This is a genomic window from uncultured Escherichia sp., assembly GCF_948475835.1.
In the GTDB taxonomy this organism is placed as follows: domain Bacteria; phylum Pseudomonadota; class Gammaproteobacteria; order Enterobacterales; family Enterobacteriaceae; genus ECMA0423.
On record NZ_CAOLGM010000054.1, the window covers coordinates 1 to 14,565 of the forward strand.

General features: G+C 53.9%; 15 protein-coding genes. 5 read left to right on the plus strand and 10 right to left on the minus strand.

Translation table 11 applies throughout. The features are described 5' to 3' along the window. On the plus strand, window positions 1-619 hold a 619-nt coding region (locus QZF50_RS12155), incomplete at its 5' end, for a histidine-type phosphatase (RefSeq protein WP_290388881.1). A 37-nt stretch (window positions 620-656) separates the two neighbouring features. Here the strand turns inward: QZF50_RS12155 and QZF50_RS12160 are convergent. Next, entirely contained in the window at window positions 657-884 is a 228-nt protein-coding gene (locus QZF50_RS12160; RefSeq protein WP_001143120.1) for a YccJ family protein, read from the minus strand. Window positions 885-904: 20 nt separating this feature from the next. Continuing rightward, window positions 905-1,501 carry an NAD(P)H:quinone oxidoreductase gene (gene wrbA / locus QZF50_RS12165; RefSeq protein ID WP_001151437.1) on the minus strand — a complete coding sequence of 199 codons (597 nt, stop codon included), beginning with the start codon at window positions 1,499-1,501 and terminating at the stop codon, window positions 905-907. A gap of 372 nt (window positions 1,502-1,873) precedes the next feature. On the opposite strand from wrbA, the gene QZF50_RS12170 reads away from it, so the two are divergent. Beyond that, on the plus strand, window positions 1,874-2,047 hold the full coding sequence (locus tag QZF50_RS12170; protein WP_001273658.1) for a general stress protein: 174 nt from the start codon (window positions 1,874-1,876) through the stop codon (window positions 2,045-2,047). An 82-nt stretch (window positions 2,048-2,129) separates the two neighbouring features. On the opposite strand, the gene rutG is transcribed toward QZF50_RS12170, so the two are convergent. The 7 genes from rutG to rutA are packed head-to-tail and all read right to left on the minus strand — an operon-like array spanning window position 2,130 to window position 7,573. After that, window positions 2,130-3,458: a pyrimidine utilization transport protein G gene (gene rutG, locus QZF50_RS12175; protein ID WP_001240629.1), complete on the minus strand. Its 1,329-nt coding sequence runs from the start codon at window positions 3,456-3,458 to the stop codon at window positions 2,130-2,132. Between the two features lie 20 nt (window positions 3,459-3,478). Then, window positions 3,479-3,973, minus strand: coding sequence for an NADH-dependent FMN reductase RutF (gene rutF / locus QZF50_RS12180; protein ID WP_001028095.1), 495 nt, complete (start codon window positions 3,971-3,973; stop codon window positions 3,479-3,481). Window positions 3,974-3,983: 10 nt separating this feature from the next. After that, window positions 3,984-4,574, minus strand: coding sequence for a malonic semialdehyde reductase (locus QZF50_RS12185; RefSeq protein WP_001001196.1), 591 nt, complete (start codon window positions 4,572-4,574; stop codon window positions 3,984-3,986). A gap of 9 nt (window positions 4,575-4,583) precedes the next feature. Next, a complete protein-coding gene (gene rutD / locus QZF50_RS12190; RefSeq protein ID WP_001307099.1) occupies window positions 4,584-5,384 on the minus strand; it encodes a pyrimidine utilization protein D in 801 nt (266 codons plus the stop codon). 7 nt (window positions 5,385-5,391) lie between these two features. Beyond that, entirely contained in the window at window positions 5,392-5,778 is a 387-nt protein-coding gene (gene rutC, locus QZF50_RS12195) for a 3-aminoacrylate deaminase (protein WP_001126777.1), read from the minus strand. Window positions 5,779-5,789: 11 nt separating this feature from the next. Beyond that, window positions 5,790-6,482 (minus strand): peroxyureidoacrylate/ureidoacrylate amidohydrolase RutB, encoded by a 693-nt coding sequence (gene rutB / locus QZF50_RS12200; RefSeq protein ID WP_001307708.1) that lies wholly within the window; start codon window positions 6,480-6,482, stop codon window positions 5,790-5,792. Beyond that, on the minus strand, window positions 6,482-7,573 hold the full coding sequence (gene rutA / locus QZF50_RS12205; protein ID WP_001297176.1) for a pyrimidine utilization protein A: 1,092 nt from the start codon (window positions 7,571-7,573) through the stop codon (window positions 6,482-6,484). Before rutA ends, rutB begins: the two co-directional genes overlap by 1 nt. Before the next feature lie 287 nt (window positions 7,574-7,860). Here rutA and rutR point away from each other — a divergent pair, with 287 nt between their 5' ends. Further along, entirely contained in the window at window positions 7,861-8,499 is a 639-nt protein-coding gene (gene rutR / locus QZF50_RS12210) for an HTH-type transcriptional regulator RutR (protein ID WP_000191701.1), read from the plus strand. A gap of 39 nt (window positions 8,500-8,538) precedes the next feature. Here rutR and putA read toward each other — a convergent pair whose 3' ends face one another. After that, window positions 8,539-12,501, minus strand: coding sequence for a trifunctional transcriptional regulator/proline dehydrogenase/L-glutamate gamma-semialdehyde dehydrogenase (putA, locus tag QZF50_RS12215; RefSeq protein ID WP_001307103.1), 3,963 nt, complete (start codon window positions 12,499-12,501; stop codon window positions 8,539-8,541). 54 nt (window positions 12,502-12,555) lie between these two features. On the opposite strand from putA, the gene QZF50_RS12220 reads away from it, so the two are divergent. Further along, on the plus strand, window positions 12,556-12,765 hold the full coding sequence (locus tag QZF50_RS12220) for a hypothetical protein (protein ID WP_000979516.1): 210 nt from the start codon (window positions 12,556-12,558) through the stop codon (window positions 12,763-12,765). 158 nt (window positions 12,766-12,923) lie between these two features. Then, a complete protein-coding gene (gene putP, locus QZF50_RS12225; protein WP_001018486.1) occupies window positions 12,924-14,432 on the plus strand; it encodes a sodium/proline symporter PutP in 1,509 nt (502 codons plus the stop codon). Window positions 14,433-14,565 lie beyond the last annotated feature (133 nt).

A 14,565-nucleotide genomic window follows, 5' to 3' on the forward strand; every position in this document is an offset into this window, starting at 1 on the left:
AAATACCTTTAGCGGCAAGTATCAACAAGAACCAGGTGTTTCCGGGCCGCTGAAAGTCGGCAACTCGCTGGTAGATGCGTTTACTTTGCAATATTACGAAGGTTTTCCGATGGATCAGGTGGCCTGGGGAGAAATCAAATCTGACCAGCAGTGGAAGGTGTTGTCGAAGCTTAAAAACGGCTACCAGGACAGCCTGTTTACCTCACCGGAAGTGGCGCGCAATGTTGCGAAACCGCTGGTCAGTTATATCGACAAAGCTCTGGTCACCGATCGCACCAGCGCACCGAAAATTACAGTGTTGGTTGGGCACGACTCCAACATTGCCTCTCTGTTAACGGCGCTGGATTTCAAACCGTATCAGTTGCATGACCAGAACGAACGCACGCCGATTGGCGGCAAAATCGTTTTCCAGCGTTGGCATGACAGCAAAGCCAATCGCGATTTGATGAAAATTGAATATGTGTATCAGAGTGCGGAACAGTTACGTAATGCCGATGCGTTAACCCTGCAGGCACCTGCTCAGCGTGTGACGCTGGAATTAAGCGGTTGCCCGATAGATGCCAACGGTTTCTGCCCAATGGATAAGTTTGATAGCGTGTTGAATGAGGCGGTGAAATAACAGAAAACTCCCCCGCGAGAAGTGGGGGAGTCGCTGGTTAAACGTTTTTACGTTCGATGGTCTGTTCGCCCCAAAAAAGCGAATCTTTATCGGTCTTAGCAAAGGCTTTGACTAACACTTCATCGCTACCTTCTTCCCAAATCTTTTCCGCCATTTTTTCGTCGTACCCGGCGACTTCGAAAATGGCCTCGGCTATTTCCGGCGACGTATTGCGCAGAGATGCCCATTCACCGACGTGATGAGCTTTCGCTTCTTGAGTTGGCATGCGTATCCTCCTGTTGAAGATTAGCCGTTAAGTTTAACTGCCAGACCTGCGACATATTCCCCTTGATAACGAGCAATAGACAGTTCTTCCTGGCTTGGCTGGCGTGAGCCGTCACCGCCTGCGATGGTGGTTGCGCCGTACGGCGTACCGCCGCGAACCTGTGAAACGTCAAATAATTCCTGCGCTGCGTAGCCAATGGGGACAATTACCATGCCGTGATGCGCAAGGGTCGTCCAGGTTGAAGTAATAGTTTGTTCCTGACCGCCGCCAGTACCGGTGGAACTAAAGACGCTCGCCAGTTTTCCGTATAGTGCGCCGGAAGCCCACAGGCCGCCCGTCTGGTCGAGGAAGGTACGCATTTGACCGGACATGTTGCCAAAGCGGGTAGGTGTACCAAAAATAATGGCGTCGTAATCGGCCAGTTCTTGCGGGGTTGCAACCGGTGCAGTTTGCGTTTTACCGCCTGCTTTTTCAAATAATTGCGGCGGCATGGTTTCCGGTACACGCTTAACGACAACTTCTGCGCCATCGACTTTGCTTGCACCCTCAGCGACTGCGCGTGCCATCGTTTCAATATGTCCGTACATGGAATAATAAAGCACCAGAACTTTAGCCATTTCTAACCACTCCTCGTGTTATCTCTATTCCGTAGCGATTCGCTACCACTTATTTAAAGATAAGACGTCCTTTTCAGAGTGCAAATTTCACAACCACTTATTTGATTTATAACAACTTTCACAAGCACGTAATTTTGTCGCAAAATGACACATTTTTATCTCATCGCGTTTTTTTAATCATAAGAGCGGCTTATGGATAATTATTTGAGATGATATCTATTCTCGCTAAGAAGCTGTTGCAGGATATTACCAAACGCGGGTCTGCCCGCGTCAGTTCACTAAGCTTAGTCCCACGTAGCGAAAATATGGCAGCCGCCATACGCCGCGTTAATTCTATGCAATATGATGTCTATACCCAGACGGAGGTCAGTAATGGCAAACCATCGAGGCGGTTCCGGCAATTTTGCAGAAGACCGCGAAAGAGCATCAGAAGCAGGTAAAAAAGGTGGACAGCACAGCGGGGGTAATTTCAAGAATGACCCGCAGCGCGCATCTGAAGCAGGTAAAAAAGGTGGCAAGAGCAGTCACGGTAAAAGTGACAACTAGCCGGACTAATCAGTGACGAATGCATTTTTGTCTGAAGCTCGTCAAAAAGTCATCACCGCCGGTTACCCCGGCGGTTTTCTGTTTATGGCTCCTGATGAACAACTTCTGGCGGTGGAACGTCAACCAACCTTCTGCTTAACAACGCATTGAGTAAAATCGCGCCAAAGGTTGCTGTACCGATCCCTCCCAACGTAAAACCGCCCAGCGTGAGAGCAAAATCACCCGCGCCCAGCACTAAGGTTACTGCGACCATAATCAAATTACCGTTCTGGCTTAAATCGACACGGTTTTGTACCCAGATCCTTGCGCCTGCGACGGCAATCAGCCCGAACACAACAATTGAAGCACCACCAATCACCGGTGCAGGAATGGTATGGATCAGCGCGCCAAATTTCGGCGAAAAGCCCAACAGCATGGCGATGACGGCAGCAGCAACAAACACCAGCGTCGAGTAGACTTTGGTCACGGCCATCACACCGATATTTTCAGCATAGGTGGTCACGCCGCTACCGCCGACAGAGCCGGAAAGCATCGTTGCCAGACCATCGCCTACGAATGCCCGCCCCATATACGGGTCCATATTGCGTCCGGTCATCCCGGCGACTGCCTTGAGATGACCTAAGTTTTCCGCCACCAGAATCACCGCCACGGGCGCAATCAGCATCATTGCCTGACCATTAAAAGCAGGAGTGGAAAAATGTGGCAGACCGAACCAGGCAGCATGGCTGACGAGAGTAAAATCGACGGCTTTTCCCAGCCCTAAAACGTTGGTCATCACGCCATACAGCAGACAGGCGACAATTAATCCTACGAGAATCAATAACCGCTGGATCATGCCACGGGTAAACACCGCCACCAGCCCAATACACAGCACCGTCATTACCGCCATCCAGCTATCAAAGGCCGAAGCCGATACACTTTTCACTGCGATAGGCGCTAAGTTCAGGCCAATCGCCATCACCACCGCACCCGTCACCACCGGCGGCATTAGTCGTTCAATCCAGCGTGTACCAATTTTCATCACCACCAGGCCAATGACGGTATAAACCAGCCCACAGGCGATAATCCCGCCCAGCGCAATGCTGATATTCGGGTTAATGCCCTGACCGTTAAAGCCCGTTGCGGCAATCACCACGCCGACAAAAGCCGCGCTGGAACCGAGATAACTGGGGACGCGCCCGCCGGTAATAAAGAAAAACAGTAACGTGCCGATCCCCGACATTAAAATGGAAAGATTGGGATCCAGCCCCATCAGAATCGGCATTAACACCGTCGCGCCAAACATCGCCACCGCGTGTTGAACGCCCATTACTGCCGTCTGAGCAAACGGCAATCGTTCATACGGCGCGACCACGCCGCTCTCTGTAGAGGTCGATTTTAACTGCCAGTGAGGAAAACCGAACATTGCCATCAGCTGTCTCCTTTAGGAGGTTAACAAGCAGGGCGCATCAGCGCGTGATAACTGCGATCGAACCACACCAGCCCGTAGGGTGTGGCGTGACGATGAATCGCTTCGATGGCGCAAAACAGAATGTCGTGGGTGCCGACGCTCACCACCTGGCTGATACGGCAGTCAAACGAAACCAGAGCCTCTTCCAGTTGCGGGCATCCGGTCACACCCGTCTGCCAGCGGGCGGCGGCAAAGCGGTGTTCCATGGGCGTTTTGCCGCCAAAAAGATTTGAAAGCGGCTCCTGCCCGGCGCTCAGTGTATTTACACACAGCGTTCGATTTTCATTGAATACCGGCCAGACGGACGCCCCACGATTCAGGCACACCAGTAATGTGGGCGGCGTATCGGTCACGCTGCAGACGGCGCTGGCGGTGAACCCGGCGCGCCCGGCTGGACCGTCCGTGGTGATGATATTGACCGCCGCGCCCATACAGGACATCGCATCGCGAAAGGTTTGTTGATCAACTATGTTCATAGTTTGCTCCTTACAACAGCCCGCAGGCTTCTTCAAAGGACAGACGTGGCAGGCGCGCATAAAGTTTGCTGCTATCGCCATAGCCGATATTAATCAGCAGATTGCTCTTCAGCGTGCTGCCTGCAAAAAAAGCGTCGTCAACGTATTGACGGTCAAAACCCGACATCGGGCCGGTATCCAGTCCCAGCGCACGGCAAGCGACGATCAGATAGGCCGCCTGCATGGAGCTGTTGCGAAACGCTGTTTCTTCGGCAAGTTGTGGGCTGGAGGTAAACCAACTGCGGGCATCACCGTGGGGAAACAGTAGTGGTAACCGTTCATAAAATTCACTGTCCCAGGCAACGATAGCGGTGACGGGCGCGGTCAGGGTTTTTTGTAGATTGCCGCTGGAAAGCGCCGGGCGCAGACGTTCTTTTCCTTCTACAGTGCGGATAAACACGATCCGTGCCGGAGAACAGTTAGCTGATGTCGGCCCCCATTTCATCAGGGCATAAAGCTCCCGTAACGTCTCATCGCTGACGGGTGTCTCCCGCCAGCCGTTGTGAGTGCGGGCATCGGTGAACAGGGTGCTAAGCGCACCTGGGCTAACGGCTTCGTTCATAGCAATTCCTTACAGGGCGGCTTCGCGGTGATGTAACAGGCTGGCAAGCCCGTTGAGTAAAAGAGCATTAAACGTTTCGGGGTCGGTCACGTTGCAGGCGTGTCCGCCATAGCGCATCACCATTTTCTGGCTATCGGGCAGGGCGGCATGAAGCTCACTGGAACATGCTGATGGCACCAGCAGATCATCACTGGCGCAGATGATTTGCACCGGGCAGCGGATGCGATCCGCATGGTGACTAAAGTCAGCGCGTTTGAGGGCGTTAAGTCGACGCAGTAAATTATTTTTGCCCTGAAAATGCGCCAGTGCCAGCGCGTCTTCTGCCTCAAGGCGAGGTGCGCGGGCCGCCATCCAGTCGGCGGGATAGAGGAACAACGGCTGCGCTTCCACCCATGCCTGCGCGCCGCCGCTATACAGTAATCGTTCGCGAACCTGAAAACAGCGGCGCGTATGGGCGTTTATTCGTAGCCAGCCGTTAACGCTGATCAGCACAGTTACCGACGCGGGATAATCCAGCGCCAGCTGCATTCCCACCAGCGCACCGAGCGCATGGCCGACCACCGCGTAATGCTCAATCCCTGCGGCTACCAGCGCCTGATGCAGTTCCGCTGCCATCTGGGCGATACTGTAATCTTCTGCCAGCGTGTCGGGATTATTGCCGGTGCCGCGCTGGTCGTAACAGACTACCTGATACTCCTGCTCCAGCACCGCCAGTTGCGGTAACCAGTAACTGCCGCTACCGCCAAGACCCGAAATCAACACCACTACGGGCGCATCAGCATAAGGGGGAGGTGAGAGTGAAAGTTTCATCGCGGCCTCACTTGGCGATATGCGCAATTGTGGCGATTTCCACCAGCGCGTCAGGTTTTACCAGTCCGCACTGAATGCAGAATCGCGCCGGTTTATCACCCGGAAAAAACTCGGCGTAGATTTCGTTAATCGCGGCGTAATTTTTCCAGTCGGTAATAAAGATGCTGTTGAAGGTCACATCCGCCATCGTGCCACCCGCCGTCTCGATCACCTTGCGGATAATTTCCAGAACGTGGCGGGTTTGCGCCTTTGGGTCATCGGCAAACAGCACGTTATTATGTTGATCAAAAGCCAGCGTACCGGAGACATACACCACGCCATCAGCCAGCGTGCCGGGAACGAAGGGGGCCAGCGGTGCGCTGCTGCCAGCGGGAATAATTACGGATTTTGGCATCGTTAAACTCCTTAAGCGATACGAGCAAAGGATGTGGGAGAAAGCGCGTCGCAGAACGTTTCGACGTCGCTGACCCAGCCAAAAAAGGTTTCGATATTGAACAACGCGGCTTTCTGTGCAAATTCCGGCCCCGCCTGGTGTGTTGCGTCTTCCAGCACCACGCCGAAATACTCCAGAAAAAAGCCATCGCGTAGCGTCGATTCGACGCAGACGTTGGTAGCGATACCGGTGAAAACCAGATGGCGTATTCCACGGCTGCGCAAAATGCTGTCCAGCGGTGTATTGAAGAAACCGCTGTAGCGCGGCTTCGGCAGCACAATATCGCCAGGCTGCGGCACCAGTTCATCCACCAGTTGATAATCCCAGGAGCCTTTCGCCAGCAATTTCCCCTGCAGCTGCGGCTGCTTACGCATGGTTTTCAGGGCGTTCGATTTATGAAAATTCGGTGAGCCGGGTCCGCCAGCTTCGACATACTGTTCATCCCAGCCATTTTGAAACCAGATGATCAGCATCCCTGCCGCTCGCGCTGCGGTCACGGCGGTTTGAATGTTGGCAATGACCGGGCGAGTGGTTGAGACATCAAACCCGGCGAGATCTAAGTAGCCGCCTGGCGTGGCATAAGCGTTTTGCATATCCACCACGATCAGCGCACTTTGCTGCGGATCGAAGGTAATGGCTTCCGGTCGAGCGGTTAAGGTTGTCATCATGCCACCTCCTGAGTCAGCGCAGGTAGATGGGCGCGGCACTGCATCAGTGGTTGAATGCGCTCGCCGAAGGTTTCGATTCCCGACAGAAAATCATCGAAGGTCAACAGCACGCCTTCGGCACCAGGCACGCTTGCGACTTCATCTAACATGCGCGCGACACTGGCGTAAGAACCGACTAACGTCCCCATATTGATGTTTACCGCCGAAGTGGGATCGGCCATCTGACGGACGTTGGTATCAGTACCGGAGCGGGTATCTTTCTGACTTTGTTCGGTTAGCCAGCTTAACGCCTCTTCATCCGCGCCCGCTTTGTAGTGTTCCCATTTGGCGCGAGCGGCATCGTCGGTTTCATCGGCAATCACCATAAACAACACATAAGAACCAACGTCGCGCCCGGTTTGCTCTGCGGCCTGTTTCATCCGCGCAGCGGTCGGGGCGAAAGCCGTGGGCGTATTTACGCCTTTGCCGAAACAGAAGTTGAAATCGGCATACTGGGCGGAGAACGCCATGCCAGCGTCGCTTTGCCCGGCGCAGATCACTTTCATGGGGACACTCGGTTGCGGACTGACGCGACAATCATTCATGGTGAAAAAATCGCCTTTAAAATCGCTTTTCCCCGTGCCCCACAGGTCGCGCAGCACCTGAACATATTCGGTGAGATAGTCGTAACGACGGGAGAAATAGTCATCGCCAGGCCAGATACCCATCTGCTCATACTCGGGCTTTTGCCAGCCAGTCACGAGGTTGACGCCAAAACGCCCGCCAGAGATGGAGTCGATGGTTGCGGCCATACGGGCGACGATTGCCGGAGGTAACGTTAAGGTGGCAGCAGTGGCGTAAATCTGAATGCGCGAGGTGACGGCCGCCAGCCCCGCCATCAAGGTGAACGACTCAAGGTTGTGATCCCAGAACTCAGTTTTGCCGCCAAAGCCACGCAGTTTGATCATCGACAGGGCGAAATCGAAATGGTAGTGCTCCGCTTTTTGCACAATGGCTTTATTCAGTTCAAAGGTCGGCATGTACTGCGGCGCGTGGGTCGAAATGAGCCAGCCGTTGTTGCCAATAGGTACGAATACGCCAATTTTCATCATCAACCTCTCTTCGTCTCGTAAAGTGAAAGTCAGACGGGGCGCTGCATCCTGCATATCCTTTTCAGCCGCGTAATGGCTTGTTTGCAAAGCGGATGCCAGTTTTTAAAAAGTGAATGTTATTAATGTGTTAACATTGGGTTGTCTAAAATATCTGGTAAAAAGTGGACTAAACGGTCAAAACAGTTGCACATAAAACATGCATCTGTGCGCGATGAGAGTGCAGAAGGTCGAGGCCGGGCGGGGGTTTTGCTATCCTGTTGCCAATCTACAAGAGGGGAGAGCGCATGACGCAAGGCGCAGTGAAAACAACGGGTAAACGTTCGCGCGCAGTAAGCGCGAAGAAAAAAGCGATTCTTAGCGCAGCACTGGACACTTTTTCACAATTCGGTTTTCACGGCACAAGGCTGGAGCAGATCGCAGAGTTGGCGGGTGTTTCAAAAACCAATCTGCTGTATTACTTTCCGTCAAAAGAGGCGCTGTATATTGCCGTGCTGCGGCAGATTCTCGATATCTGGCTGGCACCGTTAAAAGCGTTTCGTGAAGATTTCGCTCCGCTGGCGGCGATAAAAGAGTACATCCGTCTGAAGCTGGAAGTCTCCCGCGATTATCCGCAGGCTTCGCGCCTGTTCTGTATGGAGATGCTGGCAGGCGCGCCGCTGTTAATGGATGAACTGACGGGCGATTTGAAGGCATTAATTGATGAGAAATCGGCGCTGATTGCCGGTTGGGTCAAAAGCGGCAAACTCGCGCCGATTGATCCGCAGCATTTGATTTTTATGATTTGGGCTTCCACTCAACATTACGCCGATTTCGCCCCTCAGGTGGAGGCGGTGACAGGCGCAACGTTGCGCGATGAGGTATTTTTCAATCAAACGGTTGAAAACGTGCAGCGGATTATTATTGAGGGGATTCGACCACGTTAAAGATGCCGGAGGAGGTTGTAACATCCTCCGGCTACCTGTTTAACCGATCGTCATTAAACTGGCGTTACCGCCAGCGGCAGCGGTATTCACACTCAGCGAACGTTCGATATACAGCCGTTCCAGAAGGATATTGCTTTCGCCACGGGCAAAACCCTGCACCGAAACAATTGCGCCATCCCGCGCAGCAACGGCTTCACACAATGCGCGAAGCTGATCCGAATCACCGTGGAAGATCACCGCATCAAAGGGTTGAGCGGTTATATTTTCCGCTTTCGCCAGTTGAATACGTTCGCTGACTGCCGATGGCAATGCCTTTACTAGCTGACGATGCAGCGCGTCATCCGGCCACAGTACCTGGCTGCCCACCGCCAGCACGGCGGCGAGCTGAGTCAGCGCATCCTGCTCATCATCGGCAATACACAACACGCGCTCACGCGGCAGCAGCGTCCAGGTGTTGCGTTCACCCGTCGGCCCTGGCAGCAATCGTTGTGTTCCTGCCTGCGCCAGCTCGCCATATTGCGTACATAACGCCTGCAATTCTGGACGATTTGCTGCCCATTCCCGCAGTGCATTTAGCGGCTGAGTCAATGCGGCTTTCAACTGCGCATCGACCGGATACTCTGCATCCTGACGCGCGAGCGTTACTGCCAGCGCACTTTCCGGGCGATTCGCCAGCAGACGGTAGAGATAGAGCGGACCGCCTGCTTTCGGCCCGGTACCGGACAACCCTTCGCCGCCGAACGGCTGCACACCAACCACTGCGCCCACCATATTACGGTTAACGTACAGGTTACCGACATGGGCCGAGCCAGTGACCTGGGCGATGGTTTCATCAATACGTGTATGGACGCCAAGCGTCAGACCATAGCCGGAAGCGTTAATCTGCTCGATCAGCTCCGGCAGCTGATTACGGTTATAACGCACCACATGCAGCACCGGACCAAAGACCTCTTTTTGCAATTCGGCAAAGTCATCCAGTTCGATCAGCGTCGGGGCGACAAAGGTGCCGCTTTGCCATTCACGGGCATCTTCACTGTTTTCCCGCACCGCCTGGAACACTGGACGGCCTTTGCTACGCATGGTCTGAATATGGCGCTCAATATTGGCTTTCGCTTCGCTATCAATCACCGGACCGATATCGGTGGTCAGGCGACCCGGATTACCCATCCGGCATTCGGCCATTGCGCCGCGCAGCATTTTCAACGTGTGGTCGGCAATCTCATCTTGCAGGCACAGCACGCGCAGTGCCGAACAACGCTGACCCGCACTGTCGAACGCCGAGGCCAGCACATCTATTACTACTTGTTCGGTCAGTGCTGAAGAATCGACAATCATCGCGTTCATGCCGCCGGTTTCAGCGATGAGCGGAATAGGGCGACCCTGAGCGTCCAGGCGGCTGGCGATATTGCGCTGCAGTAACGTAGCGACTTCGGTTGAACCGGTAAACATCACCCCGCGCACGCGATCATCACCCGTCAGTTGCGCGCCCACGGTTTCCCCCTGACCTGGCAGCAATTGCACCACGCCAGGGGGTACACCCGCTTCCAGCAAAATGGCGATCCCTTGCGCGGCAATCAGCGGCGTTTGTTCTGCCGGTTTTGCCAGCACGCTGTTACCTGCCGCCAGTGCGGCAGCGATCTGCCCGGTGAAAATAGCCAGCGGGAAGTTCCACGGACTGATACACACCACAGGCCCTAATGGACGGTGGGTTTCGTTAGCGAAATCATCCCGCACCTGTCCGGCGTAGTAGTGGAGAAAATCGACCGCTTCGCGCACTTCGGCAATGGCGTTACTGAAGGTTTTTCCGGCTTCACGCACCAGAATACCAATCAGTTGCTGCATCTGGCTTTCCATTAGCACGGCAGCGCGATGTAAAATTGCCGCGCGTTCAGCCGGAGGAGTGGCAAACCAGATTGGCGCGTTATTAACCGCACTTTCCAGCGCCTGTTCTACTTCACGCGGCGTGGCTTCACGCACAAAGCCCACAATATCTTTCGGTTCCGCAGGGTTAATAACGGGCGACATCTCACCTGCCGCTACCGGTTGTTCCAGCATTGGCAAGGCCTGCCATTTTTGCAGTGCACTATTGAGCAGGGCAGAGGAGAGCGAGGCCAGACGGTGTTCGTTAGCGAGATCCAGCCCTGCCGAGTTGTCGCGCCCGTGACCGTAAAGATCGCGCGGCAGGGGAATTTTCGGATGCGGTAATCCAGTTTGCCCTTCCTGTTGCGCCAGTTTTTCTACAGCAGTGACCGGATCGGCGACCAGTTCATCCAGTGGCAAAGAGGTGTCGGCAATACGGTTAACAAACGAGGTGTTAGCACCGTTTTCCAGCAGGCGACGCACCAGATACGCCAACAGCGTTTCATGGGTACCGACCGGAGCATAAATACGACACGGACGGTTAAGTTTGCCGTCGGCAACTTTCCCGGTGACCTGCTCATACAGTGGCTCGCCCATACCATGCAGGCACTGGAACTCGTACTGACCCGGATAGTAGTTCTGACCTGCCAGTTGATAAATCGCTGCCAGCGTATGGGCGTTGTGCGTCGCGAACTGCGGGTAGATTAGATTCGGCACCGCCAGCAGCTTTTTCGCACAGGCGAGATATGAAACGTCGGTATACACCTTGCGGGTATAAACCGGATAGCCTTCAAGGCCGTCCATCTGCGCACGCTTGATTTCACTATCCCAGTACGCGCCTTTCACCAGGCGAATCATCAGACGGCGACGGCTGCGGGTGGCGAGATCAATCAGGTAATCAATCACCAGTGGGCAGCGTTTTTGATAAGCCTGAATAACAAAACCGATACCGTTCCAGCCTGCCAGTTCCGGCTCGAAACAGAGTTTTTCCAGCAGATCGAGGGAGATCTCCAGACGATCGGCCTCTTCGGCATCGATGTTAATACCAATATCGTACTGACGCGCCAGCAGGGTGAGTGATTTCAGACGCGGGTAAAGCTCTTCCATTACCCGGTCATACTGGGCGCGGCTATAACGCGGATGCAGCGCCGACAGTTTGATTGAAATGCCCGGCCCTTCATAGATGCCACGACCATTGGACGCTTTACCAATGGCGTGAATCGCCTGCTGATAGGAAACCATATACGCCTGTGCATCTGCGGCAGTCAGTGCAGCTTCGCCAAGCATATCGTAAGAGTAACGGAAACCTTTCTCTTCCAGCTTGCGGGCATTGGCTAACGCTTCTGCAATGGTTTCACCCGTGACGAACTGCTCGCCCATCAGGCGCATCGCCATATCCACACCTTTGCGGATCAGCGGTTCACCGCTCTTACCGATAATGCGGTTCAGCGAGCGGGAGAGGCTGGCTTCGTTATGGGTGGAAACCAGTTTGCCAGTAAACAGCAGCCCCCAGGTGGCGGCATTAACAAACAAAGACGGGCTACGACCAATGTGTGATTGCCAGTTACCGTTGCTGATTTTGTCGCGAATTAACGCATCACGGGTGGCTTTGTCGGGAATACGCAACAACGCTTCCGCCAGACACATCAGCGCCACGCCTTCCTGCGATGACAACGAAAACTCCTGCAATAACCCCTGAACCATACCTGCGCGACCACTGGCGTTTTTTTGATTACGCAGTTTATCGGCCAGTTGATACGCCAGTTTGTGCGCCTGTTCAGCAACTGGCTGCGGCAGGCGGGCTTGTTCCAGCAGCATAGAAACCGCTTCGGTTTCCGGGCGGCGATAGGCCGCTGTGATCGCGGCGCGGGAAACCGACTGGGGCAAAATTTGCTCGGCAAAGTCGAGGAATGGCTGGTGTGGTTCCTCTGCCGGAGTCGGTGCTTCATCGCTCTCATTGGCAGCGCCAGAAAGCAGCGCAGGTAGCTCCGGCAGAGTATCGCTGTTTTCCAGTTGTTCGAGATAAGAAAAAATCGCCTGCTTAATTAACCAGTGTGGTGTGCGATCGATACGTGTCGCGGCAGACTTAATACGCTCACGCGTCGCGTCGTCCAGCTTAACCCCCATGGTGGTGGTTCCCATGCCATTACTCCTGTTGTTCTGAAAGGTGCAACTTAACGTTATCGTGAAATATCCATGATGTTGCAACTTTGTGCAACCATGTTAAATGTGACATGCGTAGCAAGCTTAAAAATGAATGAAATGTTAATAAAAGAAATCGATATGACAGGGATTAAAAAAATAACTCAGACTTTTTCTCTGCGGCAGTTAACATTTTTGAAAGGTGCAACCGCAAAAAATGTGAGAGAGTGCAACCTGATGAAAAATAGTGTCGCTGAGCACTAAAATTTAATGTAAATGGTGTGTTAAATGGATTGTGAATAACCAGCGCTTCCGGCAGGATACGGTCGCCCTGGTAAAACATAAACTCTGTTACCCCGTTCCGGTGGCAGATATAACGGCAAGTTTCGACATTGCCGATAATAATTTTTTGGAGACTTTAGATGGCTATTAGCACACCGATGTTGGTGACATTTTGTGTCTATATCTTTGGCATGATATTGATTGGGTTTATCGCCTGGCGATCAACGAAAAACTTTGACGACTATATTCTGGGCGGTCGTAGCCTTGGGCCATTCGTGACGGCATTATCGGCGGGTGCGTCGGATATGAGCGGCTGGCTGTTAATGGGGTTGCCGGGCGCGGTTTTTCTTTCCGGGATTTCCGAAAGTTGGATCGCCATTGGCCTGACATTAGGCGCGTGGATCAACTGGAAGCTGGTGGCGGGGCGGTTGCGTGTGCATACCGAATACAACAATAACGCCTTAACATTGCCGGATTATTTCACCGGGCGCTTTGAAGATAAAAGCCGCATTTTGCGCATTATCTCCGCGCTGGTGATTTTGCTGTTCTTCACCATTTATTGCGCTTCGGGCATTGTGGCAGGCGCGCGTCTGTTTGAAAGTACCTTTGGCATGAGCTACGAAACGGCTCTGTGGGCGGGAGCTGCGGCGACGATCCTTTACACCTTTATTGGCGGTTTCCTCGCGGTGAGCTGGACTGACACTGTACAGGCCAGCCTGATGATTTTTGCCCTGATCCTGACGCCGGTTATCGTCATTATCAGTGTCGGTGGCTTTGGTGACTCGCTGGAAGTGATCAAACAAAAGAGCATCGAAAACGTTGATATGCTCAAAGGGCTGAACTTTGTCGCCATTATCTCACTGATGGGTTGGGGGCTGGGTTACTTCGGGCAGCCGCACATCCTGGCGCGTTTTATGGCGGCAGACTCTCACCACAGCATTGTCCATGCGCGTCGTATCAGTATGACCTGGATGATCCTCTGCCTGGCAGGGGCGGTAGCTGTCGGCTTCTTTGGTATTGCTTACTTTAATGAGCACCCGGCGGTAGCAGGTGCGGTAAACCAGAATGCTGAGCGCGTGTTTATCGAACTGGCGCAAATTCTGTTTAACCCGTGGATTGCCGGGATTCTGCTGTCGGCAATTCTGGCGGCGGTAATGTCAACCTTAAGTTGCCAGCTGCTGGTGTGCTCCAGTGCGATTACCGAAGATTTATACAAAGCGTTTCTGCGTAAACATGCCAGCCAGAAAGAGCTGGTGTGGGTAGGGCGTGTGATGGTGCTGGTGGTGGCGCTGGTGGCCATTGCGCTGGCGGCAAACCCGGAAAACCGTGTGCTGGGGCTAGTGAGTTATGCGTGGGCAGGCTTTGGCGCGGCGTTTGGTCCGGTGGTGCTGTTCTCGGTGATGTGGTCACGCATGACGCGCAACGGTGCGCTGGCGGGGATGATCATCGGGGCGCTGACGGTTATCGTCTGGAAACAGTTCGGCTGGCTGGGACTGTACGAAATTATTCCGGGCTTTATCTTCGGCAGTATTGGGATTGTAGTGTTTAGTTTGCTGGGTAAAGCGCCGTCAGCGGCGATGCAAAAACGCTTTGCCGAGGCCGATGCGCACTATCATTCGGCTCCGCCGTCACGGTTGCAGGAAAGCTAAGGGACTTAGCCTGCGGCGGTTTTGTTTGGCTTCAGCAGCGGGTTGCGCTCCCTTAATGTGCCTCGCCATATAAATTGAATGGTGCAGGGAGCGCGCAGGGGGCGGCCAATCGCCGCCGCCCCCTGCTGCCCCG